We start from the raw sequence: 26198 nt of genomic DNA, 5'->3' as shown, positions 1-26198 counted from the left end.
TTCCTTTGTAACTCTATGGTCGGGACATGGCAGAGAACGAGGCAGGGCAGAGCGGCACCCCGGCAGGCACCCCCGACATCCACATGGTGAACGCCCGCACCCTGCGCGGGCTGGCCCACCCCCTGCGGATGCGGCTGCTGAGCACCCTCCGGGAGTTCGGCCCGGCCACCGCGTCCGGGCTCGCCGACCGGCTCGGCGAGTCCAGCGGCGCCACCAGCTATCACCTGCGGCAACTGGCCGCGTACGGCTTCGTGGAGGACGACCCGGCGCGCGGCAAGGGCCGCGAGCGGTGGTGGAAGGCCGTCCACATGGGCACGGGGTTCGACCACAGCGCGGACTTCCTCCACCACCCGGACCCGGAGATCCGCGGCGCCATGGGCGTCGTCCTGCACGAGATCGCCACCGCGCATGCCCAGGAGGTGAACACCTGGCTCGGCACCATGCACGAATGGCCCCAGGAGTGGCTGCGCTCCTCCGACCTCAGCGACTTCAAGATGCGCCTCACTCCCGAACTCGCCCTGGAACTCACGGAGAAGGTCCACGAACTCGTCGAGAGTTACCGGGACCGCGTCCCGGAGGACACCGAGGGCTCCGCCGTCGTCCGCACCCATCTGCACGTCTTCCCGCGCCCGAACGACTGAAGGGAACACCACGCCATGCATCCCGACACGCACCTTCGGCTCCACCGCATCCGCTCCGCCGAACTGCAGCGCCAGGCAGCTGACTTCAGCCTCGGCCACCACTGCCGCGCTCCGCGGAAGAGCCTGCGGACCAGGCTGGGCTGGACCATGGTCGGACTGGGCCTGCGCCTGATACCGGACCGGTCCGCGACACCGTCCTGCGCGCCCCGAACGGCGTAGCCGGTGAACGGGGGGAGAACCAACAAGCAGGACCGGGTGCCGCTGACCGCCGTCCTGGCAGCCAACTCCATATCTACCGCCGGTACTTCACTCACCCTCATCGGCGTTCCGTGGTTCGTCCTGGAGACCACGGGCAGCGCCGGCCGGGCCGGGGTCGTCGCCTTCTGCGCGACGCTGCCGATCGTCGTTTCCGCGCTGATCGGCGGGCCCCTCATCGACCGGACCGGACGGCGCCGGGTCTCCGTCGCCTCCGACCTGGCGTGCGGACTCGCCGTCGCCGCAGTCCCGTTGCTCCACTACGCCGACGCGCTCGCCTTCTGGATGCTGTGCGCCCTGATGGCCGTCAACGGACTGGTCCACACCCCCGGCAGCACCGCGCGCTACGTGCTGGTGCCGGACCTCGCCGCACGCGCCGGCATCACCCTCGCCCGCGCCGCCAGCCTCTTCGACGCGGCATCGCGCGGGGCACGGATGGTCGGGGCGGCGCTGGCCGGAGTGCTGATCGCCCTGGTCGGCGCGGAGACCGTGCTGCTGCTGGACGCGGCGACCTTCCTGACCTCGGCCGCGCTGATCGCGGCAGGGGTGCGGGGCGTTCGCGCGGCGGAACCGGTCAAGGCCGCGGCATCGGTCTCGCTGCGCACCTACCGGCGCGAACTGCGCGAGGGCTACGCCTACTTGCTCGGCAACCGGCTGCTGCTGGGCGTCGTGGTGATGGTCCTGTTCATGAACGGCACCGACCAGGGCTGGAACGCCGTCCTGCTGCCGGTGCACGCGTCGGCCGAGCTGGGCGGGGCGCGGGATCTCGGGCTGCTCACCGCGCTGTTCGGGGCGGGCGGACTGACCGGGGCGCTGCTGTACGGGGCGGTGGGGCACCGCTACTCACGGCGGACCGTGTTCAGCGTCTGCGTGGTGCTGTGCGGGGCGCCGAGGTTCCTGGTCGCGGCGCTGACCGGGACGACGCTGCCGCTCGCCGTGACGATGGTGCTGAGCGGGGTCGCGGGCGGCGTCCTGAACCCGATCCTGACGACGGTGATCTATCGGAGTGTCCCCGACGAGCTGCGCAGCCGGGTGTCCGGGGCCATCACCGCCGGGTGCGAGCTGGCCATGCCGGTGGGCGGGCTGGCGGCGGGCCTGCTGGTGGAGAGCGCGGGCGCGTCGGGGGCGCTGCTGGCGATGGGCGGGGTGTACCTGCTCGCGACGCTGAGCCCGCTGGTCTTTCCGGCCTGGCGGGCGATGGACGACGAACCGGCCGCGGCGCCGGGTGGTCCACCGGGCCTTGCCGGTCCGCCGGTCAGCAGCTCGGAACCTTGCCCCCGTGATCAAGCGCCCGCAGCGAGGAGACCGCGCCCTTCAGGGTCGTGACCGGGATCAGCCGGAGCCCGTCGGGAAGCTCGGCGTGCGCCTCCTTGCACTCGGCCTTCGGTACGAGGAAGACGCTCGCCCCGTCCCGGCGGGCCGCCTGCGTCTTGAGCGAGACGCCGCCGACCGCACCGACCTCGCCGTCCGCCTTGATGGTGCCGGTGCCCGCGACGGTGCGGCCGCCGGTGAGATCGCCTCCGGAGCCGTCGCCGTCCAGCTTGTCGACGATGCCGAGCGCGAAGAACAGACCCGCGCTCGGGCCGCCCACGTCGGCGAGGTGCAGGGTCACGTCGACGGAGCCGGGCTTCCTGCCGAGATAGTGCAGGGCAGCACCCACCGCCGAGTCCTGCGACTCCACCATGTCGTCGAGGTTGTGCTTCTCGATCTCCTTCTCGGAGCCGCCGGTCGGATAGACGGAGTCGCGGGGCATGACCGCCCGGTCCGTCCGGAACCAGCTGTCGATCACGTCACCGACGCCGACATCGGCCGTGGGCGCCGTCGCCACGATCGTCGTCATCCGCAGCTGGCCCTTGGTGGGCCGGGTGGGGGTGCCCTTGATGCTGATCACGGGGGTGCCGTGATCGTCCCCGAGCACATTCGCCGTCGTACCGGGCTGCGCCAGCGTGAACGGCAGCGGCGCGAAGGCGGCCACGCCGAAGAGGGCGAGGACGGGGAGGGCGCAGAGGGCGAGGGTGCGGGGGCGCGAGAGACGTGTGAGCACCCGCCCAATCTAACCGGGGCCGCCCGGCCCCGTTTCGGCCCACCCGACCAAACCAAGCCCACCCGGCCCATCTTTCAGCCCGCCCGGCCAAACCAAGCCCGCCCGGCCCATCTTTCAGCCGCCCGGCCCATCTTTCGGCCCGCCCGGCCACACCAAGCCCGCCCGGCGATTGAGGGCATCTTTCAGCCCGCCCGGCGTTTGAGGGCGGAACCGGGGCGCCGGGGCAACCCCGCACACAGGGAGCCGGCCCCCGCCCTGCACGGTTCCGTCCTCAAACGCCGGACGGGCTGGGGGTGCCCGCAGCACGGGACGGGCTGGGGGTGCCCGCAGCACCGGACGGCCTGGGGGGTGCCCGCAGCACCGGACGGGCTTGGGGGCCCGCAGGGCCGGGCGGGCCCGGGGCAGCCGCGCTAGCGAAGCGCGTCGGCGACCTCGCGGGCCGCGTCCACCACACGAGGCCCCACCCGCTCCGGAACCGCGTCGGCCAGCATCACCACACCGACGCTGCCCTCGACCCCCGTCACCCCCATCAGCGCGGCCGCCGCACCGCTCGCCCCCGCTTCGAGCTCGCCGTGGGTGAGCGTGAACGCGGTCTCGCCCACGGGCTTCCGCCGGGCGGCAAGGATCGCCCGGCCCGCGGCACCCCGGTCGAGCGGATGGCGGAAGCCGGCCCGGTACGCCACGTGGTAGTCCGTCCAGGTCGGTTCGACGACCGCGACCGCGAGCGCGTCCGTGCCGTCGACGAGCGTGAGGTGGGCCGTGGCACCTATGTCCTCGGCCAGGGACCGCAGCGCGGGCAGCGCGGCTTCCCTGACGAGCGGATGCACCTGACGGCCCAGGCGCAGCACGCCCAGGCCCACTCTGGCCCGTCCGCCCAAGTCGCGCCGGATCAGCGTGTGCTGTTCCAGCGTGGCGAGCAGGCGGTAGACCACGGTGCGGTTGACGCCGAGTTTGTTGGACAACTCGGTGACCGTCAGTCCGTGGTCGGTGTCGGCAAGCAGCTTGAGGACACGCAGTCCTCGGTCGAGCGTCTGGGAGGTCTCCGCGGTCACGACGCCCTCTCCTCTTTGGTGAGCGGCGGCGGCTGGTTCCCACGGATTGTGCGCCACCGGTCCCAGCGGCGACGCACGGAGAGGCCGCCGGCCTGGCCAAGGCACCGGCTGCGCTCCGCGGCGGCGTTGCCACGGGGCGTTCACATTTTTGGGACAGTAGCGAGCCAGTCCGCTCAGCGGAAGACCTCGTCCAGAATCCGGGCGCCTGCGGAAAAGCGCTTGTGCCGAAGGAGCATAAGTGCCGGTCAGCGAGGCGTCGGCCGAACGGCGCGCATCTACGCGCGTCCATGTCGGCCGACTCCCTCGCGACGCTCCGTAGACCGGAGGTGAACCGTCGTTAACTCACCGTGAACAATTGCTGCACTGTTTTACCGTTCACCAGGACCTCGCAGGCCCGGATCGCCTTCGTCGCCGGGTCCCGGACGGTGAAGTTGAGGGCGAACGTGCCGTCGAGTCCGATGACCCGGGTGACGTAGGAGTCGGACGTCTGCTTCCCGTCCGCGGTGCGTCCGGTCACGGAGACCGTGGCGACGGGCGCGAAGCCCCGGCCGGTCACCTGGACCACCGTGCCGACCGGTCCTTCGGGCGGCGAGAGCGCGAAGGACGGTCCGGCCGGGGCCGTGCCGTCCTGGACGGTGAACGCCGCCGTCTCGGTACGCGGGTTGACGAGCACCTCGCGGACCCGGATCGCGACGGTGTCGGCCGCGTTGACGGTGAAGGTCTGCGAGAACGCCCCGTCGAGGCCGACCACCTTGGTCTTCGCCGGGTCGGAGGTCTGGGAGCCGTCCGCCCGCAGCCCGACGATCGACACGGTCGCCACCTTCGCGAAGCCCTGTCCGAGAACGGTGACGGCGGTGCCCTTCGGTCCGGAGGCCGGGGTCAGGACGAGGTACGTCGGGGAGACCGTCAGCTGGGTGAGGGCCTCGGAACCGCCCGCGGTGACGCGGAGCGCGTACACGCCGCGCGGGGTGGATCCGGCGACGGTGACCGTGCCGGTGAGGGTGCCGTCGGCGGCGACCCGGAGCGTGGCGGCGCTGATCCCGGCCGCGTCGCAGCCGCTGCCGTCGGTGGCGCACAGCGCGGCGGCCGGGGTGACACCGGACGGCCAGCCGTCACCGGAGACGGCGATGGCCCCGCCCGGTTTGACCTTGGCCGCGCCCGCCGAGAGCGTCGCGGTGGCCTCGGTCACGGTGAACGGCGTGGTCAGTACGGTCGCCGGGTCATTGGCCTCGTCGACCTGGATCGCGACGATCGCCGGATCCGAGACGGTGAAGTCGACCGCGAACTTTCCGTCGGGGTCGCTCTTCACGTAGACGGCGGTGTCGTCGAGGGTCGCCCCGCTCGCGTCGAGGCCGACCGTGTTGATCCACCGGTCCTGGAAGTAGTTGCCGCCGGTCACGGAGATGACGCTGCCGACCGGCCCGCTGGCGCGGGACAGCGCGATCGCGCGGGGCCCGTCGGGGACGAAGGCCCGGACCGTCAGGGGTGCGGTCGCCTCCTTCGTACCGTCGCCGACCTTCACCAGGTACGAGCCGTCCGGCACCGCGCCCGCCTCAGCGAGCACGGCGTTGCCGGTCAACTGCCCGGAGCCGTCGATCGCGAGAGTGGAGGAGGCGAACTTCCCGGGGTCGCAGCCGCCGCCGTCCGCCGCGCAGAGCGACGGCACGGGCGTGCCGCCCGCGGTCCACCGGCTGCCCGACAGGGCCACGGAGGTGGACGGCCGCGCCGGCGTGGTGGGCGCGACCAGGGTGGCCGGCTGTCCGGCGCTGCCCTCCACGGTCACGGTGCCGACGGAGCCGCCGCCTGCCGTCACGTCGCACGGTGTCTCGTACGTGGAGCCGAGCACCTTCGTACGGGTCAGATTGCGCACCGGGGTGAAGGAGACCGGCCCGCTCGCGTCGGTGGGGACGAGGAAGTCCCCCTCGTACGGCGGGATCTCGATCGGTTTCCCGGACGGGATGTCGAGGGAGACCTGGGGTCCTGTGACGGTCACCGTGCCGGTGGCGCCGCCGGACATGGCGAGGTCGATGCTCGGGGTGGTGGGCACATCGCTGAGGCTGAGCCCACTCGTGGCGGGGGACGGGCCGAGCGTCACCTTCGCGTGGACCTTGCCGCCCGGGTCGACGACGTCGGGCGAGAGTTCGACGCTCATCTCCTGCGGGCCGGTCGCCTCGCCCTGGCCGGCCGGCAGCGTGCAGTGGACGGTCGGGGTGACCGTGCCGGCCCGGGCGAGGGGTGCGAGGGCGAGGGCTCCGCCGGTCCAGACGAGCAGGGTTCCGGTGCCGAGGGCGACGGCGCGGCGTAATGCCGAACCGCCCGGTCTTCTCGTACCGACGGGTCTGCGATACGCGAACATGCGGCTCCTCCAGAGAAAGCGGAATGGGAATGATCCGAATGCGGAATGGGAAACGCCCGCCCGCTCCATTGCCGTATGGAGCGGGCGGGCGTCCGGCAGGACTTTCCCGGACCTCGTTACAGCAGGGTCAGGGTCAGGGTGGCGCTGTAATCTCCGGGCCGGGTGAATTCGGGAACCGTGAGGCCGAGATCCGCATCGGCGTCGAACTTCCCGCCGGTGAACGGACGTGATCCGTCCGGATCCACCCGGCAGAGGCTCGCCGCCTCGCTCCCGAGCGCCGTGGGCGCTCCGGCCACCGGTGTCCCCACGCTCCCGTCCTGTGCCGAACAGGCCGGAGTCCACCGCACGGCATAGGCCGGGATGGTGTTCCCGTCGGTGCTCGTGAAGCGGCTCAGGGTGGCGGTCAGCGACCATCCGCTGTTGACGCCGCGGGCGTCCTCCACCTCGACCCGGTTGAGCCGGGCATTCTGCTCACCGGTGCCCGCACCCAGGACCGTGGTGCCGAAGTCGACGGTGTCGCCGGCCTGGGTCATGGACAGTGTTCCTGCCCTGACCTCGGTGTTCAGCCGTTGATCGGCCTCACCTCCGTCGTCCCCGCCGCCCTCGGTGGTGACGGTGAACGGCGCCGTGCGTACGGTCGCCGGGTCGTTGCCCTCGTCGGCCTGGACGGCGGCGACGGCGTCGGAGATGACGGTGAACTCGACGGTGAAGGTGCCGTCGGAGCCGCTCTTGACGTAGACCGCACTGTCGTCGAGCGCGGTGCCCGCCCCGTCGAGGCCGATGACGTTGATCCAGCGGTCCGGGTTGTAGTTCCGGCCGCTGACGGTGACCACGCTGCCGACCGGGCCGCTGTCGGACGACAGCGATATCTCGCGGTTCCCCGCCGCGACGGCCTTCACGGTGAGGGGTGCGGTGGCCTCCTTCGTGCCGTCGTTGACCTTCACCTCGTAACTGCCGTCGGGCACCGCCCCGGCCTCGCCGAGGGTCGCGGTGCCGGTGAGCGTTCCGTAGGGGTCGATCCGCAGGGTGTGGGAGACGAACTTCAGCGGATCGCAGCCGCCACCGCCCACGGCGCAGAGCGACGGTACGGGCGTGGCGTCCGGGGTCCACTGCGAACCCTGCAGCTTGACCGCGGTGTTCGGGCGCACCGGGTCACCGGGTGCGGTCAGGGTGGCGGGCTCGGCCGCGGAACCCTCCGCCGTGACGGTGCCGACGCTGTCTGTCCCACCGACCACGTCGCACGGTGTCTCGAAGACCGATCCGAGCACCTTGGTCTGGGTCAGGGTGCGGACGGGGGTGAGTGAGATCTCCCCGGAGGCGTCCGCCGGCACCAGGAAGTCCCCTTCGTACGCGGGGAGTTCGATGGGCACCCCGGCGGGCACGTCCATGGTGAACTCGGCGCCGCGCACGGTGACGGTGCCGGTGGCCCCGCCGGACATCGCGAGGTCGAGGCTGGGGATGGTCGGCACGTCGTCCAGGGCGATGGCGCTGGTGGCGGGGGATGCCCCGAGCGTCACCTTGGCGTGCACCTTGCCGCCGGGGGCCACGACCGCGGGCGACAGCTCGACGTTCATGTCCTGCGGCCCGGTCGCCTCACCCTGGCCCGCGGGCAGGGTGCAGTGGACGGTCGGGGTGACCGTGCCGGCCGCTGCCGCCACCGCGACGGAGACGGGCGGGGGAAGCGGTGCGGCGGCCCCGACACAGCCCAGCGACAGCACGAAGCAGGCAGCGAGCAGACCGGTCATGCCGGGTCTTCGTCGTCGGATCACCTGACACCCTTTCATGGCCCATTGATTGCGCACATTGAGGAGGTCCGGTGCAGAGAAGTCAAGAGACACCCGATTGATCCTTTCGGAAATGCCCGAAAAGCATTTCAGAAAGCCATTCCTGCACATCTGTTGACATCTTTGAAGATCACCGTTTCACTGCACCCGACATGCCGGGCCCGGCGAATCCACGGAATTCAAACCGGAAGGAGTTCCACCCGTCATGTCGATCTCTTCAGGCCACACATCGAGCCGAAGACGGCTGCCGCTGGTACTGAGCGCGGCGTGTTCCGCGGGCGCGCTGCTGGCGCTGTCCTCCCCCTCGGCCTCGGCAGTCGGCCCGCTCACCGCGACGGCCACCTACGACTGCGGCTCCTGGGGCAGCGGTGTCGCCACGCTGACCGCCGCCGACTCGGGCACGAGCAAGACCATCAAGATCACGTCGACGGCGATCACGATGCCGGCCGGCACGAGCGCCGACCCGAACAGCATCACGACGACGCTCAAGCTCAGCAAGACCTCGGGCGGCGTCACCAGTGAGGTCCAGTTCTCCGCGAAGACCAATCCCGGTCTGAGCGGCGGCAACCCGATCACCCTCGGCCCGCTCAAACTCACCTCCGGCACGCTCGCGGCCGGGGACAGCACCGATTCCGTGGTGCTGCCCACTCCCCCGGGCGCCACCAACTGGTCGCTGCAGATCGTGGCCTCGTCCCCGACGTCGGCCACCGTGCCGTGCGTGGCGACGACCGCCCAGTCCGCACCGTTCGTCTGGTAGCGGCGGCTCCACTCATGACACCGGCCCCGGCCCCATGAGCCGGTGCCGTTCATGACGCCGGCCCGGGGCCAGGACGGCTGTCCTGTGCCCCGGGCCGGTGCGCCCGCGTGCCCGTGCGGGCTCAGGACATCCGGGTGGCCCACTCCTGGACCTTCTTGATCCGCTGCTCGATCTGCCCGGCCGTGGCCTCCGCGCTCGGCGGCCCGCCGCAGACCCGCCGCAGCTCGGTGTGGATGACCCCGTGCGGCTTGCCGCTCTGGTGCGTGTAGGCCGACACCATGGTGTTCAGCTGCTTGCGCAGCCCCAGCAGCTGCTTGTGCGTGACCACCGGCCGGTCCTCGGCCGCCTTCTCCAGCAGATCGGCCTCGGAGGCCGGCTTCTGGCGACTGTGCGCGATCTGCCGGGTCTGCCGCTTCTGGAGCAGCAGCTGCACCTGGTCGGGTTCGAGCAGCCCGGGGATCCCGAGGTAGTCCTGCTCCTCCTCGCTGCCCGGGTGCGCCTGCATGCCGAATTCGGCACCGTCGTACAGCACCCGGTCGAAGACCGCGTCGGATTCGAGGGCCTCGAAGGGCAGCTGCTCCTCGGTCTCCTCGTCCTCCAGCTTCTCGGCGTCGGCGAGGAGCTTGTCCTCCTCGGAGAACGGGTTCTCCTCGTCGCTGCCCTTCTTGGGCTTGTCGAGGACGTGGTCCCGCTCGACCTCCATCTCGTTGGCGAAGTCGAGGAGCATCGGGATCGTCGGCACGAAGACCGAGGCGGTCTCGCCGCGCCTGCGGGAGCGCACGAAGCGGCCGACGGCCTGGGCGAAGAAGAGCGGCGTCGAGATGGTGGTGGCGTACACACCGACCGCGAGGCGCGGCACGTCGACCCCCTCGGACACCATGCGGACGGCGACCATCCAGCGCGATCCGTCGTCGGTGAACTGATCGATCTTCTTCGACGCGGCCTTCTCGTCGGAGAGGACCACGGTCGCCTTCTCGCCGGTGACCTTCTTGAGGATCTTGGCGTACTCGCGGGCGGACTCCTGGTCGGTCGCGATGACCAGACCGCCGGCGTCCGGGATGCCCTTGCGGACCTCGGTGAGCCGCTTGTCGGCGGCGCTGAGCACGTTGGGGATCCACTCACCGGTGGGCGCGAGCGCGGTGCGCCAGGCCTGCCCGATGGCGTCCTTGGTCATCGGCTCGCCGAGCCGGGCGGCGATCTCGTCCCCGGCCTTGGTGCGCCAGCGCATGTTGCCGCTGTAGCTGAGGAAGATCACGGGGCGGACGACGCCGTCGGCGAGCGCGTTGCCGTAGCCGTAGGTGTAGTCGGCCGATGAGCGCCGGATCCCGTCGTTGCCCTCCTCGTACGCGACGAAGGGGATCGGGTTGGTGTCGGAGCGGAACGGTGTACCGGTGAGCGCGAGCCTGCGGGTCGCCGGGTCGAACGCCTCCTGGCACGCCTCGCCCCAGGACTTCGAGTCACCGGCGTGGTGGATCTCGTCGAGGATCACCAGGGTCTTGCGCTGCTCGCACCGGTTGCGGTGCAGCATCGGACGGACCCCGACACCCGCGTACGTGACCGCGACCCCGTGGTACTCCTTGCTCACGGGGCCGGCGCTGTAGTCGGGGTCGAGCTTGATCCCTATCCGGGCCGCCGCCTCCGCCCACTGCTTCTTGAGGTGCTCGGTCGGTGCCACGACGGTGATCTGCTGCACGACGTGGTGGTGCAGCAGCCATGAGGCGAGGGTCAGCGCGAACGTGGTCTTGCCGGCGCCGGGGGTCGCGACCGCGAGGAAGTCGCGCGGCTGCTCCTGGACGTACCTCTCGAGGGCGCCCTGCTGCCAGGCTCGCAGCTTGCCGGCCGTCCCCCAGGGGGCGCGGCCGGGAAAGGCGGGTGAGAGGTGGTGGGAGGCGGTAGTAGTCACGGTCTCCGGTTCGGGTCTCTCGGGTACGTGTGGTGCTGTCCGCACGGGCCGGGACGGGCTCGCACGCGATACGACAACCGGGCCACCTTACCGGTGACCCGGTCCGGCCCACGTATGAACGACACCGCCATGCAACCCCGCGAGACCGGGGTCACATGGCGTCGCGCAGTGCCCGCAAGCGGTCTGCGATCCGCTCCACGTCTTCGAGACTGCCCATCGCCACTTCAATGACGAGCTTGTACGCCTCGTCCTGGTCGATGTCGAGCATTTCGGTCCCGTTGAAGTCGAGAAACACGACCGTGGACATCCAGGCCATGCGCTTGTTGCCGTCCACAAGAGGATGGTTCACCGCAAGCGACTGCAACAGCGCCGCAGCCTTCTGGAAGAGATCCGTGTAGGCCTCGACGCCGAACATGGCCGACTGCGGGCGGTGCACCGCCGAACTGAGCAGACCCAGGTCGCGCACGGCGACCTGCTGCCCCTCGCAGGCCAGCTCCGCAAGGTCCAGGACTTCCTGGACTGTCAGATACTTCACCTACTCCCCCAACCGTCGCAGCAGGTCGGCGTGACCCACCGCGTACTTGGCTCCGAGCCGCTTTACCGACTCCCGATCCGCTTCGACCTCCAGATACCGGTCGATCGCCTGAAGCACTATGGCGTGCATGCTCCGGCCCTCCTCTTCAGCCCGGAGCTTCAACGCCTCTTGCTGATCCTCGCGCATACGCAGATTCATTGCCATACCGAAACGGTACCACTAGCGGGGTCCACCTGGTACTACTTTGCGCTCCGCACCCGCGTAGCCACCCACGCCCCCACCACCGCGACCCCCGCCATCGGCAGGAAGACCACCGCGAACGCCCCCGGGTGCGAGCCGGAGGCCCCCGCCTCCACGGCCTCGTGCACGGCGCCCACCGCTCCCCCGCCGAGCGCGCCGAACGCCGCGCCGCCGGCGGCCAGCAGCAGGGCGTTGGAGAGGCCGTCGGAGATCTGCAGGGCCGCGGAGTTCGCCCCCGCCTCCTCCGGCGCGGACAGCTTCAGCAGCAGCACGCTGGTCGACGCGATCACCGTGCCCATCCCGTAGCAGCCGACGGCCCAGGCCACGGCGACCGTCCAGACCGGCACCCCGTCGATCAGCACCGCGGGCGCGGTCGCGATCGCCGCGGCGACCAGCACCATGCCGCCCACCATCAGCCGCTCGCGGTACGGCTCCAGGCGCGGCCGGGACTGTACGAACGAACCCAGCGCCCAGGTACCGCCGCCGGCCGCGAGCGAGAGTCCGGCCAGCGTCGGGGACAGTCCGCGCTGGGTGACCAGCATCAGCGGGACGAACGACTCGGCGGCGATGAACGACCCGGCCGCCACGCCGCGCAGCAGCACCACCGCGGGCAGTCCGCGCGCCGCCCGGCCGGTGCCCGGGGGCAGCAGACCGCGGACCGCCGGGACGAGCAGGGCGACCCCGGCGACGAGCGGCAGCAGCGAGAACCAGTTCCGCTCCTGCCCGGCGTACTGGAGCAGTCCCGCGCCCAGCGAGATGCCCAGCGCGAGCACGATGCGCCGGCGGTCGAACCGCTCGACGGGCGCCGCCGGGTCCGCGGGCCCCGACGCCATCCGCCGGATCGCGGGCAGCGCGAGCGCCAGCGGGAAGACCACCAGGACCGGGATGCCGATGAAGACCCAGCGCCAGCCCAGATGCTCGGTCACGCTCCCGGAGGCCAACGGCCCGACCACCGACGGGATGACCCAGCTCGCGGCGAACCCGGCCAGGATCGCCGGCCGCAGCGGATCCGGGTAGGCGCGGCTGACCACCACGTACAGCGCGACGATCACCAGGCCGCCGCCGAGCCCCTGCACGGCGCGCCCCGCGACGAACATCCACATGGTGCCCGCGGTCCCGGACAGCAGCAGACCCAGTCCGAAGGCGCTGATCCCGGTGGCGAGCGGCGCCAGCGGCCCGCGCCGGTCGGCCCACTGCCCGGACAGCACCATGGCGAAGAGGCTGGTGGTGAAGTACGCCGAGAACGCGAACGCGTACAGCGGGATGCCGTGCAGCTCACGTGCGGCGACCGGCATCGCGGTCCCCACGGCGGTCGCCTCGAAGGCGATCAGGAAGACGACGGAGACGATGCCGATGCTGAGTGCCCGGTAGGTCCGCCCGAGCACTCCTTCCTGCGCCGCCGCGACAGTGGTCCCGCGCGATTCTTCGGTGAGGTGGGTGCGTGCCGAGAGCTCGGCGTCACGGGGTTCCAGGGCGGTCATGAGCCCTAGAGTAAGGGGCAATATCCGCTGTGAACCCTGTCGTGAGTCGCTCCTGTGCTCGTCCCTTGGTCGTAGGACCGGCCGGCCGATCGTGAACGCCGTATGGCAGTCCCGTTGCGGGGGCGCCGGCACCCTTGGCGTCGCGGGCGCCGGGGCATACGGTCGGGACAAGAACAACGCACGGCCGTGTGCCCGAGAGGCTTAGGGGCTCGACTGCAACTCGAGTTACACCGGTTCGATTCCGGTCACGGCCTCCACACGGAACCGCCCGTCCCTCGTCTGAGGGGCGGGCGGTTCCTGTTGTGGCGCACGCCCCCTCATTCGACTACCGGCGGCACAAGGCCTCGGCCCGGCGGCTGCTGCCAGGTCTCCTCGTCCTCGGTGAGGCCGTCCGGCCGCCCGCCGGAACGCGGTGCACCGCGCCTGGCGGCACCGCCCGCGCTGCCGGATCGCACCAGGCCCGAGCCACCGGGCGTGAAGGGGTGCGCCGCCCCCGTACGTCCCACGGCGCCGCTTCCCCCCACCGGCCCGGCGGGACCGCGGTCCGCGCCCTCTCCCCCGGCCACCGTGCCGCGTGGCAGCGCCACCGCCGGGCGATCCGGAGTGTGCGCCACGGCACGGCCCCCGCTGATGCCGCGCCCGCGCGGCAGGGCTGTACCGGAGCCGGCCGGCGCGACTCCGGCTCCCCCTTGGGGCCCTTCGGGCTGCGCAGGTACGCGCGATCCGGCGGGAGCGGGCCCCGGCCGGGCCGTCCCCCGGCCGGGGGAGACCGGTCGGGCAGACATGACATGAGGCGCCGAAAGCCCCGGAGGCACCGGAGGCAGGAGACCCGCGCCCGGTCCGCTCGCACCCGGTGAACTCGCCGGGACCGTCGGGGAGTCCGGCGCGGGCGCGGGAAGGGAGGCGACCCCGTCGATGCTCATGGTCACCGGCGTTGCCTGCGGGCCGGTGACCGGCGGCCGCATGCCCTGGGCCTCGGCCGCGCCACCGGCCGTCTCCGCGTGAGGGGGTGCCGCCCGGCCGGACAGGCCCCCGTGCGACACGCCACCGCCGCCGGCCACCGCGGCCACGTACCGGCGCTCACCGTTCGCTCGCGGCCCGCCCTCCGGCAGGACCTCCGCCGGCAGCGCCGGAAACACCGGCTGCTCCAGGGCCGCAAGCTGCGACGCCGAGAGCTCGTACGTCTGGGCCAGCCTCCGCATCTGGGCCGCCGCCTCCTGGCGGTCCTCCTCCGCCGCGGTGAGGAGGGCTTCCGCCGAGCGCCGTTCGGCCGCAGGCGCGGTCGGGTCGTTCCTCGTCGCCAGGGCCGCGTCGCGGCTCGGGCGGGTGCCGGGGCGGGGGATCGACGCCTGGGCCGAGGCGATGGCCTCCGACGCCTCCGTCAGCCACTTCGCGGCACCCTCGCCGTAATCCCCCAGGCGCAGCGTCGCGTTGGCCAGGTCCGCGCTCCAGGTGCGGAACGCGTCGGCGCCCTCGCCCCTCCACTCCACCCGCTGAGGGCGGACCCTCAGCTCCTCGGCGATGCGGCGGATCTCCTTCACCGCGCCCACCAGCCGGTCCGCAGCGGTCCGGACCTCGCCATCGGCGGCCTCGTCGAGCCACCGCAGCATCTCCTCGTGCGTCATGCGCTCGAAGTCCGTGGTCACAGCGCCGCCGGCTTCGCGGCCGGGTGGCCGTTCGTGTGCCTCCTGATGGCGAGCGCGCGGTCGCGGACGTCCACGTCGACTCTCTCGTAGCCCTGGTGGGAGGCGAGGACGGCGATGCCGAGGCCCTCGATGGAGTCGGACAGCAGCGTGGACAGCCGCTCCAATTCGTCGATGACGCCGCGGTACGCCCCGTGCAGCGCGTCCGCCTCGGCCCAGCTGCCCCGGCCGCCGCCCAGCCGCCCGCGGCCCAGGGGGTCCGCGCCGAGCTTCCCCGGGGCCGCCGGGGATGCCCCGAGGCCGCGCAGGAGTTCGTCGACGCGGTCGCGGAAGGCGGTGAACGACGACAGCTCGGCGACCAGTTCGCCGCGGGTGTCCGGCGCGGCCGGCCCCGCGCCAGGACCAGGATGGATCGGCGTCACAGCAGTCTCCCCGTGAAGTGCTCCGGAGATCACCTTAGGCAGCAGCACCGACCCGGCGCGGCGCCGGATTGCGGGTGCAATCCGGCGAACGGCGTCCGTCGGGCGCCCAGGACGTGACGCCCGAGAGGGGACACCGGGTCACGTTCCCCACAGGGTTCGGAATGCGAATATCCGGTGCGTCAACCCGCGCGTCAACCGGCGCGTCCAGGAGGGCCGGAGGGATGCATCCCGGCGGGGCGGGCGGTCGGCGGAGTCAGCCGGCGGACACCGAGTCCGGCTCCGAGGCGCCCTCGCGCCCGGTCCCGGACGGCACCGGACCGCTGCCGCGCGCCCTGCGCACCGCGTACGCGACGAGAACGACGGCCAGACTGCCGACGCTGGTGAGCAACTGGGTGCGCTGGTCGGCGATGACGGCCATGGCCACCAGCACAGCGGCGAAGCCGGCCATCACCACCCAGGTGAGGTAGGGGAAGAGCCACATGCGCAGGGTCAGCCGCTCGGGTTCCTCGCGCTCCAGCCGGCGGCGCATGCGCAGCTGGGACACGCCGATCATCAGGTACATGAAGATGGCGATCGCACCCGAGGAGTTCACCAGGTAGGTGAAGACGGTGTCCGGCGACAGGTAGGCCAGGAGCACCGAGATCCAGCCGACCACGGTGCCGGCCAGGATCGCGCGGACCGGGACCTGGCGCTTGTTCGTCGCCACCAGCCAGGTGGGGGCGTCGCCGTGGGTGGCGAGTGCCCGCAGCATCCGCGAGGAGACGTAGACCGAGGAGTTGAGCACGCTCAGCACGGCGGTGAGGATCACGACGTCCATCACGGTGGACGCACCCGGGAGCCCGATGATCTTCCACGCCGCGACATACGGACTGGCCAGGACCTGGGCGCTGTCCCACGGCACGATGGCGACCACCAGGGCGATGGAGCCGACGTAGAAGAGGACGATCCGCCAGATGATCCCGGTGGTGGCACGGGCCACCGAACGCTCGGGCTCCTTGCTCTCGGCGGCGGCGATGGTGACGATCTCGGCTCCGCCGAACGCGAAGATGACCACGACGATCGCGGAGAAGATCGCGGTGAAGCCGTTCGGCGTGAAGCCGCCGTGCGCGGTCAGGTTGGAGAAGTCGAAGTGCGAGTCCGGCCAGCCGCCGAAGACGTAGAGACCGCCGACGATCAGGAAGGCCACGATCGCGGCGACCTTGACGGAGGAGAACCAGAACTCGAACTCGCCGAACGACTTCACGGAGAGCAGGTTCGTCGCCGTCATGACGACCATCAGGCCCATGGCCAGCACCCAGAGCGGCAGGTCGAGCCACGCGTGCAGGATCGCCGCGCCCGCGACGGCCTCCACGGCCACGATGATGACGTAGTAGTACCAGTACAGCCAGCCGATGGTGAAGCCCGCCCACGGCCCGATGGCCGTGCGGGCGTAGTCGGCGAAGGAGCCCGCGGACGGCTTCGCCACGACCATCTCGCCGAGCATCCGCATGGTGCACAGCACGAGTGCGCCGGCCAGGCAGTACGACACGATCGCGGCGGGGCCGGCGGTCTTGATCACCGAACCGCTGCCGACGAACAGCCCGGCGCCGATCGCACCGCCGATCGCGATCATCGACATGTGGCGGTTGCGCAGGGAGCGGCTGAGTTCCGGTTGCGGGCTCTGCGGCTCTCTCTGCGGTGCGGATGAATTCATGGCAGCTCCAGTCATGGGCAACGTCGTACGGGGGTGCGGAACACCCCGGGCAGGAGGGGGCGTGCCGTCGAAGGTGCGCGGCCGGGCGGCTCGGTCCGGGCCTGCCGCGGTGTTCTCAGGTCCAGTCGCCCTCGCGACCGCTTCCGATCACCCAGCTGAGCGCCCGGAAGCGGCGCAGCGCCGTCACGGCGTCGGGGGTCTCCATCCGGACGGTCCGGGGGCCGGACAGTTCGACTCCGGACAGCGCGCCTGCACGGTCCGCGAGGTGCGGGCTGTCCACGTCGACCTCCACCACGTGCGGTGCGGGGCGTGGAACGGGGCGGGGCGGCGGCGCCGAGAGGGCCGCCGCGGCCTCACGGCGGATGTCCGCCGCCGTGACGGCGGGGGTGCGGCAGACGGCCGCGTGCCGGGAGATCGCCTTCTTCACGGTGACGGTCCGGCAGCCGGGGGCGTACCCGGCGGCTTCGCGGCAGGTCACGTCGTCACCGGTGACGAGAACGACGGGGACGCCCGCCTCGGTGGCGACGAGGGCGTTGAAGTGTCCCTCGCCGACGGGTTCGCCGTCGATGCGTACCCCGAGGATGCTGTGCGAGAGGTAGGTGTGCGCGAGGACGCCCTGCTCGCCCGCACCCGTGTGGTAGCCGATGAACGCCACCGCGTCGACGTCCTCCTCCAGTCCTTCCATCATGCCGAGCGGCTTGTGCCGGCCGACGATCAGGACGGCACGCGGGTCGAGTTCCTCGATGAGCACGTTGTCCATGCCGCAGTGCGCGTCGTTGACGACGATCTCGTCCGCGCCCGCGTCCGCGAACCCCGCGACCGCCGCGTTGACGTCCCGGGTGAGCAGCCGACGGAAGCGTTCGTAGCGAGGCGTCCCCGCTGCCACGTCCGCCGGGGAGACGGTGCCCGTCGCCCCTTCCATGTCGGCGGATATGAGAACACGCTTCACCCCGCCACCTCCTTCGTCGTTCCTTGCTCCGGCCCGTCCGCGCACAGCGCCACGAGGGCGTCCGCGTGGGAGAGGCCGCTCTCCTCGACGACTTCGCGCACGCTCTGGGCCTCACGGACCACAGCGAGACGTACCTGGCCGGCAGAATCCGCGCGATATCCGTATACAGCGGGTCTGGGCAGGGAATTGTATGAGAAGTGCGAAGAGAAGTAGTACGCGCCTGTGTCGTACAGCGCCACCACATCCCCGGGGTCGACCGCCGGGAGTTCGCGGGCGGTCGCGGTCAGGTCCCCGGCGAAGCAGCACGGTCCCGCGATGTCCACGATCTGGAGAGGCCCCTCCTTCGGGCGGCCCCCGGCGTCGAACACGCCGACGCGCAGGGGCCAGGCGTCGGGCATGAACACCGTGCGGGTGGCCACCTGGGCTCCGGCGTGGGTGACCGCGATCTGCCGGCCGCCGGCCGACTTGGTGTACTCGACGACCGAGCCGATGGTGCCGCTCTTGGCCAGCAGTGAGCGGCCGAACTCGGTGACGAGGGTGTAGCGGCCGTCGAAGAGCCCGGGGGCGGCGCCGCGCAGCTCGGCGACGTAGTCGGCGTAGGTGGGGCTGTCGTCCTCGCTGTCGAAGTTGACGGGCAGGCCGCCGCCGATGTCCAGGCCGGTGATCCGGGCGTGCCCCAGCTGTTCGTTGATCCGCTCGGCCAGGTCGTACGCGGCAGCGACCCCCTGGGCGATGAGCGGCAGGGGGCAGCCCTGGGAGCCGACGTGCGCGTGCAGGCGGTTGAGCCAGGGCCGCCGGGCGAAGGCGTCGATCACCGCGTCCACGGCTCCCGGGTCGCGCAGCGCGACACCGAATTTGGACGTCGCGGTCGCGGTGCTCATCGCCCCGATGGCACCGGCTCCCACCTGGGGATTCACCCGCAGGCCGATGGGTCCGGCGGGCTCGCGTCCGGCGAGCAGCCGGTCGACGCGCTCCAGCTCCTGGAAGTTGTCCAGGTTGATCGCGATGCCGTGCTCCAGCGCGAACTCCAGCTCCTCGACCGTCTTCGCCGGGCTGTCGAAGACCAGCCGGTCCGGGCTGAAGCCGGCCGCGAGGGCCTGTTCCAGCTCGCCCGGCGAGGCCACTTCGCAGCCCATGCCCGCCTCGGCGAGCAACCGCAGTACGGGCACCAGTCCGCAGGCCTTGGCCGCGAACGTGTGGTGGACCGTGGCCGGTCCCTCGAACGCCTCGTTCAGCGCGTCCACCGCGGCCAGCACCCCGTCGACGTCGAGCAGGCCGACCAGGGGCGAGCCGGGGCCGAGCAGCCCCTCATCGACGGCGCGCGCGAGCGCCGCCTCGCGGGCGCGCTTGCGCCGGTGGGCCGGACCGGATGTCACCTGAAACACACTCCTCTGTGATGGACCGCTCGTGCACCGCGCTCGTCCAGCCGCGGGCCGTTGTGCCCAGCTTCGGTGTGCGGAGCCCGGCATGTCTTCGTCCCAAGCGACCAGGACCGGCCGGATCCCCTGTCCGCACTCACAGCTGAATGATCATGGAATGCGTCTTGGTGACCTCCACGGCCTAGCCGGTACGGCGTCCCAGGCGCAGTCCGACGTCCGCCAGAAGCCGCACGGCCGGGTCGGCCAGATCCAGGCCGAACAGCTCCCGGGCCCTGCGCAGCCGGTACCTCAGGGTGTTGGAGTGCACATTGAGGCGTCGCGCGGCAGCGGCCGTGTCGCCGAAGGCATCCAGGTACGCGGCGACCGATTCGCCGTACCGCGCGCCGTGTGCCCGGTCGTGCTCCAGCATCGCGTGCACCGGCCCCGACAGCGTCTCCCACAGCGGTTCCACCCGGTCGAGCAGTCGCAGCACCGCGGCCTCGGCCGCCACCTCCGCGTACGAGGCCACCTCCGACCCCGCCCCGGCGGCGGGCAGCCGTGCGGCCCGCTCCCCCAGCACCCGTACCACCAGCTCCGCGGCCTCCCGGGAGGCGGGCAGTTCCGCCAGGTCCGCCACCACGGGCCCGGCACCGGCGAAGACCACGCCCCCGGGCACGGAACGGACCGTCGCCAGCAGGGTGCGGGCGGGGTCCGTCTCACCGTCCGTGGCAGGCACCAGGGCGTACAGCCGTTGCCCCGACCGCGCGGTCACGCAGCCCGGGCGGTAGGCGGCTGCCTGGAGCGCGAGGACGTCGAGCACCCGTTGCCCGACCTCCTCCGGCGCGGGCTCCCGCCCTTCGTACACCTCCGCCACCATCACGGCGTACGGCCGGCCCCGCACGATCCCGACGTCGTGCGCCGCCTGGGCGCTTCCCGCCAGGAGTGCGTGGACCGCTCCCTCGCGGGCCCGCGCGGCGGCCCGCCCCCACGTCCGGTGGTGCGACAGATGCGGGACGGCGGCCCGGCCCGCCGTCCGCAGCGCCGCCACCGCGTCCTCGGCCAGCGGACGCCCGTCGGCGGCGGCCCAGATCGAGCCGAGTACCTCGGATCCGTGCCGCACGGCGACGGCCAGGCGTTCCGCGTACCGGTCGTCGGCGGGGCGCCGCACCACGTCGTCGGTGTTCCACAGGGCCTGGAAGAATCCGCTCTCCCGCAGCTCGACGACCCGCCAGCGCGGCACCTCCCGGCCGAGGATCGTGAGCCTGCGCATCGGATCGGGCTCGTGGTCCATGCGTGAGTACGCCAGCACCCGCGACTGCGGGTCCTCGATCGTGATCGCGCCGCCGACGAGGTCCGCCACGGTGTTGGCCAGGCCCGAGAGGTCTCCCAGCCGCAGCCCGCCGACGCCGCCCGCATCCCCGGAACGGTCCGCGGCGCTGTGCACCAGTGCGGTCCGCAGTTGGCCGAGCACCTCGGTCCAGCCCTGTCCCGGCCGCCGGGTCAGCAACGCCGTGCGCCCCCGCTCCGCCGCCTCCAGCAGCGCCGTGCCGGGTCCCCGGGCGCCGCGCCGCATCACCACGGCCGCCGCCCCGGCACGGTCCGCGGCGCGCAGCACATCGACCGCCCCGGGCGAGGCGACCTCCACCCCGACGGCGAGCAGCACCAGCCCGGTGGCCGCCCAGGCCTCCTCGTCCCGTTCCTCGCCCGGATCGTGCAGCACCACGTCGGACACGGACACGCCGGTGCCTCGGGGTGCCACGACCAGGTCGAGTGTCCCGGCGGCGATCAGTTCGAGGAGCTGCGCCAGCGTGGGGCCGTGGTCGGTGCCATCCGTTCCGGAGAAGTGCATCCGCCCATACTCGCCGCATGCCGCCGCGGCCTGCCATGGCCCCCGTCACTGCGCCGGGGCGCCGGAATCAGGACCTGGGTACCGCGACCGCCGCCTGGGGTCTGATCGGGAGGCGGTTGATCGGCCGGCCGGTGGCCGAGCGGACCGCGGCGGCCACCGCGGCCGGGGAGGTCACCACCGGGATCGCGGACGCCGGCTTGGCGCCGAAGGGGGCCACCACGTCACGTTCCTCGACGAGTCTGACAATGCGGATGTCCGGCGCGTCGAGGGAGGTCGGCAGCGCGTAGCCCGTCAGGTCGGGGTGCCGGATCAGACCGCGTGCGGTGCGGAGGTTCTCCGTCAGGGCGGTTCCGATGCCCTGGGTGATGCCCGCCTCGATACGGGCCGCCAGCTGGGACGGGTTGAGGACCCGGCCGACGTCCTGGGCGACGGCCATCTCCACGACGCGGACCGAGCCGAGTTCGACGTCGACGTCCACCACCGCACGGATCGCGCAGAACGCGAGGCCGACGAAGGCGTCCCCCTGGCCGGACTCGTCGAGCGGCTCGGTGGGGTGCGGGCGGCACTGGGCGGTGGCCCAGAGCTCCTTGCCGTCCATCGCCTCGGTGACGGTCGTGGACAGCACTCCGTCGTACGAGGTGATCTTGCCGTCGGCGATCTGGAGGAGCTCGGTGGACATGCCGAACTTGTGGGCCAGCGGCTGGAGCAGCTGGGTGCGGACCATCTTCGCGGCGCGTTCGACCGCGCCGGCGGAGACCCAGGTGTGGCGGCCGTGCGTGGCCGGTCCCGCCGGGGGCTGGTCGGTGTCGACGGCGGCCACGTGGACCTCCTCGATGCCCAGGGTCTCCTGCACGACCTGGCGGGCCAGTGTCGAGAAGCCCTGGCCCGTCTCGACCGCGGCGCAGATGACGGTGGCGACTCCGTCGTGGACCCGGACCGTGGCGGTGGAGACCTCGTCGGTGCCCTCGGCGCCGAGCATGTGGACCATGCCCAGCGCGTAGCCGACCCCGCGCCGCACCGCGCCGGGTTCGCCCGCGCCCTCCGGGCCGCCCGGCAGCAGCCAGTCGTCCTGCGGGGAGTCCTTGGGGAGCGAGGGGAGCGGGAAGTCACGTACCGAACGGAGGAGTTCGGCGACGGGCGCCGGGCACGTCACCGTCTGTCCTGTGGGCAGGATGTCGCCGGTGGACAGGGAGTTGCGCAGGCGCAGCTCGGCCGGGTCGATGGAGAGCCGGGCGGCCAGCTTGTCCATCTGGCCCTCGTACGCGGCGCAGACCTGCATCGCGCCCTCACCCCGGACATGGCCGGACGGCGGGTTGTTCGTACGGACGGCCCAGCCCTCGATGAAGGCGTGCGGGACGACGTAGGGGCCGCAGGCGAACGCGACGGCGGCGGCCAGCGACTCCGACGAGGAGTCGGCGTACGCGCCGGAGTCGAGGAGGATCTGGGCCTCGACCTTCACCAGACGGCCCTCGGCGTCCGCGTGGTGGCGGTAGCGGAGCAGGGTCGGGTGACGGTGCGCGTGGCCGAGGAAGGACTCCTCGCGGGTGGCCGCCAGTTTGACCGGGCAGCCGGTGCGCAGGGCGAGCAGGCCCAGCGGGAGCTGGAATCCGGGGTCCTCGCGGTCGCCGGTCGCGCCGGGGACACCGGTGACGACGACCTTCACCCGGTCCGGTTCGAGGCCGAAGCAGGCGGCGGCCAGATCACGGTCGGTGTGCGGGTCGGTGGAGGCGGTGTAGATCTCGACGCCGCCGTCGGGGCGGGGGACGGCGAGCCCGGCCTCGGCACCGATCGGCGCCGGGTCCTGACGGCCGATGCGGTACAGGCCCTCGACGACGACCTCGCCCACGATCTCCGGGTCGCCGTAGCGCAGCGGGATGTGGCGGATCAGATTGCCGTCGGGGTGCAGCGGTTCGGCGGCGAAGGCCTTCTCCGGGTCGGTGACCGGTTCCAGCACCTCGTACTCGACGGCGATGGCGGCTGCGGCCAGCCGGGCCGTGTCGGGGTGGTCCGCGGCGACCGCGGCGATCGGCTCGCCGTGGTGGCGGACGAGGTCGGAGGCGAAGACGGGACGGTCGACGACGCGGCGTCCGTAGTCGCTCTCGCCGGGCACGTCCTCGTGGGTGACGACCGCGCGTACGCCCGGCATCTCGACCGCGGCCGAGGTGTCGATCGACAGGATGCGGGCATGGGGGTGCGGGGAGCGGAGCACGGCCGCCCAGAGCAGTCCCTCGGCCCACAGGTCGGCGGCGTACGGGAAGGTGCCCTCGGTCTTGGCGCGGGCGTCGGCCGGCGGCAGCGAGGCGCCCAGGCCGAGCAGCGGCTGCTCGCCCTCGGGGCCGCCGGGGCCGTCCAGTGAGGGGATGCTGATCGCCGTGTGGGTCGCGCCGGCCGCGGTGGCTGCGTCGTTGCTCACGCCATGCCTCCGTCCTGCAGATGGGCCTGCACACTACCCGCGCCCGGGGCCGCCTGGTGCGGGATGCGGGCCTCGTCCTGTCCGGCGGATTCCGGTGCGGATGCCGAGGCCGCGTCGGAGGCCGCCTCGCGGCCCGCGATCACCTCGTTCACCGCGTCCAGGACGCCGCGGTAACCGGAGCAGCGGCAGAGGTTGCCGCAGAGCGCCTGACGGGTCTCCAGCTCGCTGGGGGCGTGGTTGCCCTCCAGCAGGTCGTGGACGGTCATGGCCATTCCGGGGATGCAGAAGCCGCACTGGACCGCGCCGCAGCCGGCCAGCGCCCGCTGGACGTCGGACGGCTCCCCGTCGACGGCCAGACCTTCGACGGTACGGACCTCGCTGCCCGCCGCGGTGGCCGCGGGGACCAGGCAGGAGGCGACGAGACGGCCGTCCACCTGGACGTTGCAGGCCCCGCACTCGCCCTGCGAGCAGCCGTCCTTGGCGCCGGCGAGGCCGAGACGCTCGCGCAGCACGTAGAGCAGCGACTCGCCGATCCAGGCGTCGGTGACGGGCCGGTCGGCGCCGTTCACATGCAGCACGTACGAGGCGGAGGGGTGCTCGCTGGGCAGGTCGAGCCCTGCGGCGGGCACGGCGTCCGCGGCCTCGGGGTCGGGGTCGCCGGGCACGGGGTCGGTGGCCTCGGAGTCCGGGAGCGCGGTCGCTTCGGCGTCCGGTCCGGTCGCCGCGGACCCGGTCCCGGGCGGACCCGCGTCGAGCGGGGGTGCGTCCTGGAGTGCGGCTTCCGGCAGGTCTTCGGGTGCGGCGTCGGGCTCCTCCGCGGAAGCCTCCGGGGACGGCGCCCCGGTGTCCTCGTCCGGGGCCCGGTCCACGGCGTCGGCCGGCTCGTCCGGTGCACCGCCGAGGTCCGTGCCCAGCGGCGGGGTGTGCGCGGGCTCAGGTTCCGGCTCCGGCTCCGGCTCCGGCGCCTGCGTCGCCCAGGGCGCGGGCGCCCCGCCCGGCAGGGTGGCCGGCCGGTCCGCGTACCAGCCCGCGGCCAGTGCGGAGGCCGAGAACTCGCCCGACTCCTCCGGGAGATCGCCGTCGGCGACCGGGATCTGCCACTGTCCGGTGTGCCCGGCGGGCTCGGCCGACTCGGCGAAGTTCCACTGGCCGGTGGCGGCCGGGTTCTCGCGGTACTGGTCCCCGTACTGCTCCCCGGGCGCCTGCGGCTGCTGCCCGGTCCCCGGGTACCCGTAGGGCGTCTCGTACGGCGTCTGCTGCTGGTTCGGGTCCGGCCAGTGCACCGCCTCGGGCACGGACTGCTCCGCCTCCGGGCCGCTGCCCTGCGAGGGCTCCCGGCTCGGTGTCTGGACGACCCAGCTGCCGGTGGCCGCCGGGTCGAGCCCGGCCGCGGGGGTCAGCGGAACGATCATCGGCGGTACGTAGCCCTGGCCGGGCGCTGCCAGCGGGGCGTTCGCCAGGTCCTCCGGCGGCAGGTGGACGAAGGCGGTCGCCTCCGCGTCGTACTCGCCGCTCTGCGGGGTCGGCTCCCATCCCCCGTGCTGTTCGGCGTGGTCCTCGTTGCTCACGACAGTGCCCTCCCCAGCGCGCGTCGGGCCAGCGCGGCGACGGTGCGCCGCAGGTGCAGTACTGCGGGGGGCAGCGGTGGTGCCTCTCCCCCGTCGGCGGGCGGCGCCTCGTCCGGGATGCAGGCCGCGGCGACGTACTCGCCGAAGGCCGCCAGCGCGTCGGGCGCCAGGCCCCGTTCGCCGTCCCAGTCGATCAGCGAGGCGATCCAGCGTTCGGCCTCCAGCGGCCGCAGCGGCATCGGCGCGATGGCGCCGACCGCGCAGCGCACGCCGCGCCGGGCCGGGTCGAGGACGATCGCCACGGACGCGGTGGCCCGGCCGGGGCCGGTGCGGCCGGTCGCCTTGAGGAAGACCTGCGGGGCGTGCAGCAGCGGTACCCGGACGAAACCGATCAGCTCGGCGGGCTCCAGCATCTCGCGGCCGGCCAGCAGGTGCGAGACCGGGATCTCGCGGCGGGCGCCGTCGGGGCCCGCGATGACGAGATCGGCCTCCAGCGCGGCGAGCACCGGCAGGGCGTCACCGGTCGGGGCGGCGGTGGCGATGTTGCCGCCGAGCGTCCCGGCGTTGCGGATCTGCGGCGGGCCGGCGGCGCGGGCGGACGCGGCCAGGGCGGGGATGAGGGCGGCGAAGTCCGGACGCCCCATGCGGGCGTGGGTGAGTCCGGCGCCGAGCAGTGCGTGGCCGTCCTGGTAGTGCCAGCCGCGGAGTTCGCTGATCCGGCCGAGGCCGACCAGTCCGGAAGGGCGCAGAAGGCCCTTGTTGACGGCCGACATCAGGTCCGTGCCACCTGCCACGGGGACGGCGGCAGGCATGGCGCCGAGTGCCGCCACGGCCTCGTCCAGCGAGGCAGGCAGCGTGACGGACTGCGTCGCCTGCGGTGCTTGCGTGGTCAACCCAGCTGCCCCTTCCCGGTGTCCCGGCTGTCCCGTCTGTTTCGCCGTACGGTACGTGCTCAAAGCCTGGACGTGGCAACTCTGGCACATCTTCGGACCGGCCCGACGCGAGGGTCCGCGAAGGGAGTATCCGTCCCTGGCCAGGGGGATGATCCCGATTCGCACCTCTTCGGCGCAGAGTGCGAATTGCCACTATTCAGCGAGCTTGTACGACTTACTACGTTCAGCGGGAGGTCCGGCGGAAGGGCCGGAGCGGGAGCGGTTCCCGCCGCCCCGGTCGATGGGTCCCGGGGGGCGGGTGACGTCCGCGCCCCGGGTCACACCCACCGGGGCGCGCCATAGAACGGGCGTCCCCCAAATCC

General features: G+C 72.6%; 21 protein-coding genes and 1 tRNA gene. 5 read left to right on the top strand and 17 right to left on the bottom strand.

What is annotated here, in order from left to right; genetic code table 11:
- The first annotated feature begins 26 nt into the window (after positions 1-26).
- Genes ACFVW8_RS18465 through ACFVW8_RS18455 form a run of 3 tightly spaced genes read left to right on the top strand, consistent with a single transcriptional unit; the run spans position 27 to position 2222 of the window.
- On the top strand, positions 27-641 hold the full coding sequence (locus ACFVW8_RS18465; RefSeq protein WP_389691167.1) for an ArsR/SmtB family transcription factor: 615 nt from the start codon (positions 27-29) through the stop codon (positions 639-641).
- 15 nt (positions 642-656) lie between these two features.
- Positions 657-860 carry a hypothetical protein gene (locus tag ACFVW8_RS18460; protein WP_389691165.1) on the top strand — a complete coding sequence of 68 codons (204 nt, stop codon included), beginning with the start codon at positions 657-659 and terminating at the stop codon, positions 858-860.
- A 3-nt stretch (positions 861-863) separates the two neighbouring features.
- Positions 864-2222 (top strand): MFS transporter, encoded by a 1359-nt coding sequence (locus ACFVW8_RS18455; protein WP_389691163.1) that lies wholly within the window; start codon positions 864-866, stop codon positions 2220-2222.
- On the opposite strand, the gene ACFVW8_RS18450 is transcribed toward ACFVW8_RS18455, so the two are convergent.
- From ACFVW8_RS18450 to ACFVW8_RS18435, 4 genes are all read right to left on the bottom strand, one after another.
- Positions 2152-2940, bottom strand: coding sequence for a S16 family serine protease (locus ACFVW8_RS18450; protein WP_389691161.1), 789 nt, complete (start codon positions 2938-2940; stop codon positions 2152-2154). The two genes, ACFVW8_RS18455 and ACFVW8_RS18450, sit on opposite strands and share 71 nt — an antisense overlap.
- Positions 2941-3350: 410 nt before the next feature.
- A complete protein-coding gene (locus ACFVW8_RS18445; RefSeq protein ID WP_389691159.1) occupies positions 3351-3992 on the bottom strand; it encodes an IclR family transcriptional regulator in 642 nt (213 codons plus the stop codon).
- Between the two features lie 337 nt (positions 3993-4329).
- Entirely contained in the window at positions 4330-6348 is a 2019-nt protein-coding gene (locus ACFVW8_RS18440) for a hypothetical protein (protein ID WP_389691157.1), read from the bottom strand.
- A 116-nt stretch (positions 6349-6464) separates the two neighbouring features.
- The gene (locus ACFVW8_RS18435; protein WP_389691155.1) at positions 6465-8093 is read right to left on the bottom strand and encodes a WxL domain-containing protein; all 1629 of its coding nucleotides are present in this window, start codon (positions 8091-8093) and stop codon (positions 6465-6467) included.
- A gap of 244 nt (positions 8094-8337) precedes the next feature.
- Here ACFVW8_RS18435 and ACFVW8_RS18430 point away from each other — a divergent pair, with 244 nt between their 5' ends.
- Positions 8338-8889: a hypothetical protein gene (locus ACFVW8_RS18430; protein ID WP_389691153.1), complete on the top strand. Its 552-nt coding sequence runs from the start codon at positions 8338-8340 to the stop codon at positions 8887-8889.
- A 121-nt stretch (positions 8890-9010) separates the two neighbouring features.
- On the opposite strand, the gene ACFVW8_RS18425 is transcribed toward ACFVW8_RS18430, so the two are convergent.
- From ACFVW8_RS18425 to ACFVW8_RS18410, 4 genes are all read right to left on the bottom strand, one after another.
- Entirely contained in the window at positions 9011-10792 is a 1782-nt protein-coding gene (locus ACFVW8_RS18425) for a DEAD/DEAH box helicase (RefSeq protein ID WP_389691151.1), read from the bottom strand.
- A gap of 151 nt (positions 10793-10943) precedes the next feature.
- Positions 10944-11327, bottom strand: a complete 384-nt coding sequence (locus tag ACFVW8_RS18420) for a type II toxin-antitoxin system death-on-curing family toxin (RefSeq protein WP_389691149.1) — start codon at positions 11325-11327, stop codon at positions 10944-10946.
- A complete protein-coding gene (locus ACFVW8_RS18415) occupies positions 11328-11525 on the bottom strand; it encodes an Arc family DNA-binding protein (RefSeq protein WP_382735205.1) in 198 nt (65 codons plus the stop codon).
- Positions 11526-11566: 41 nt separating this feature from the next.
- Positions 11567-13048, bottom strand: a complete 1482-nt coding sequence (locus ACFVW8_RS18410; RefSeq protein WP_389691147.1) for an MFS transporter — start codon at positions 13046-13048, stop codon at positions 11567-11569.
- A 182-nt stretch (positions 13049-13230) separates the two neighbouring features.
- Between ACFVW8_RS18410 and ACFVW8_RS18405 the strand changes: the two genes are divergently transcribed.
- Positions 13231-13305, top strand: a tRNA-Cys gene (locus tag ACFVW8_RS18405).
- Positions 13306-13365: 60 nt separating this feature from the next.
- Here the strand turns inward: ACFVW8_RS18405 and ACFVW8_RS18400 are convergent.
- The 9 genes from ACFVW8_RS18400 to ACFVW8_RS18360 form a co-directional block, all read right to left on the bottom strand.
- Positions 13366-14673 carry a hypothetical protein gene (locus ACFVW8_RS18400; RefSeq protein WP_389691145.1) on the bottom strand — a complete coding sequence of 436 codons (1308 nt, stop codon included), beginning with the start codon at positions 14671-14673 and terminating at the stop codon, positions 13366-13368.
- A 17-nt stretch (positions 14674-14690) separates the two neighbouring features.
- Complete coding sequence (locus ACFVW8_RS18395) at positions 14691-15113, bottom strand: hypothetical protein (RefSeq protein ID WP_389691143.1); 423 nt, start codon at positions 15111-15113, stop codon at positions 14691-14693.
- A 253-nt stretch (positions 15114-15366) separates the two neighbouring features.
- Complete coding sequence (locus tag ACFVW8_RS18390) at positions 15367-16806, bottom strand: amino acid permease (RefSeq protein ID WP_389691141.1); 1440 nt, start codon at positions 16804-16806, stop codon at positions 15367-15369.
- Positions 16807-16921: 115 nt separating this feature from the next.
- Complete coding sequence (locus tag ACFVW8_RS18385; protein ID WP_389691139.1) at positions 16922-17755, bottom strand: M55 family metallopeptidase; 834 nt, start codon at positions 17753-17755, stop codon at positions 16922-16924.
- On the bottom strand, positions 17752-19131 hold the full coding sequence (locus tag ACFVW8_RS18380; protein ID WP_389691137.1) for a diaminopimelate decarboxylase: 1380 nt from the start codon (positions 19129-19131) through the stop codon (positions 17752-17754). Before ACFVW8_RS18380 ends, ACFVW8_RS18385 begins: the two co-directional genes overlap by 4 nt.
- A 184-nt stretch (positions 19132-19315) precedes the next feature.
- Positions 19316-20962 carry a PucR family transcriptional regulator gene (locus ACFVW8_RS18375; protein WP_389691135.1) on the bottom strand — a complete coding sequence of 549 codons (1647 nt, stop codon included), beginning with the start codon at positions 20960-20962 and terminating at the stop codon, positions 19316-19318.
- 67 nt (positions 20963-21029) lie between these two features.
- Complete coding sequence (locus tag ACFVW8_RS18370) at positions 21030-23375, bottom strand: xanthine dehydrogenase family protein molybdopterin-binding subunit (protein WP_389691133.1); 2346 nt, start codon at positions 23373-23375, stop codon at positions 21030-21032.
- On the bottom strand, positions 23372-24943 hold the full coding sequence (locus tag ACFVW8_RS18365; protein ID WP_389691131.1) for a 2Fe-2S iron-sulfur cluster-binding protein: 1572 nt from the start codon (positions 24941-24943) through the stop codon (positions 23372-23374). Before ACFVW8_RS18365 ends, ACFVW8_RS18370 begins: the two co-directional genes overlap by 4 nt.
- On the bottom strand, positions 24940-25836 hold the full coding sequence (locus tag ACFVW8_RS18360; protein WP_389691129.1) for an FAD binding domain-containing protein: 897 nt from the start codon (positions 25834-25836) through the stop codon (positions 24940-24942). Before ACFVW8_RS18360 ends, ACFVW8_RS18365 begins: the two co-directional genes overlap by 4 nt.
- Positions 25837-26198: the final 362 nt, after the last annotated feature.

Source organism: Streptomyces sp. NPDC058221, assembly GCF_042882365.1.
GTDB lineage: Bacteria > Actinomycetota > Actinomycetes > Streptomycetales > Streptomycetaceae > Streptomyces.
The sequence above is the reverse complement of the archived record's forward strand: the minus strand, read 5'-3'. Positions and strand labels throughout refer to the sequence as shown.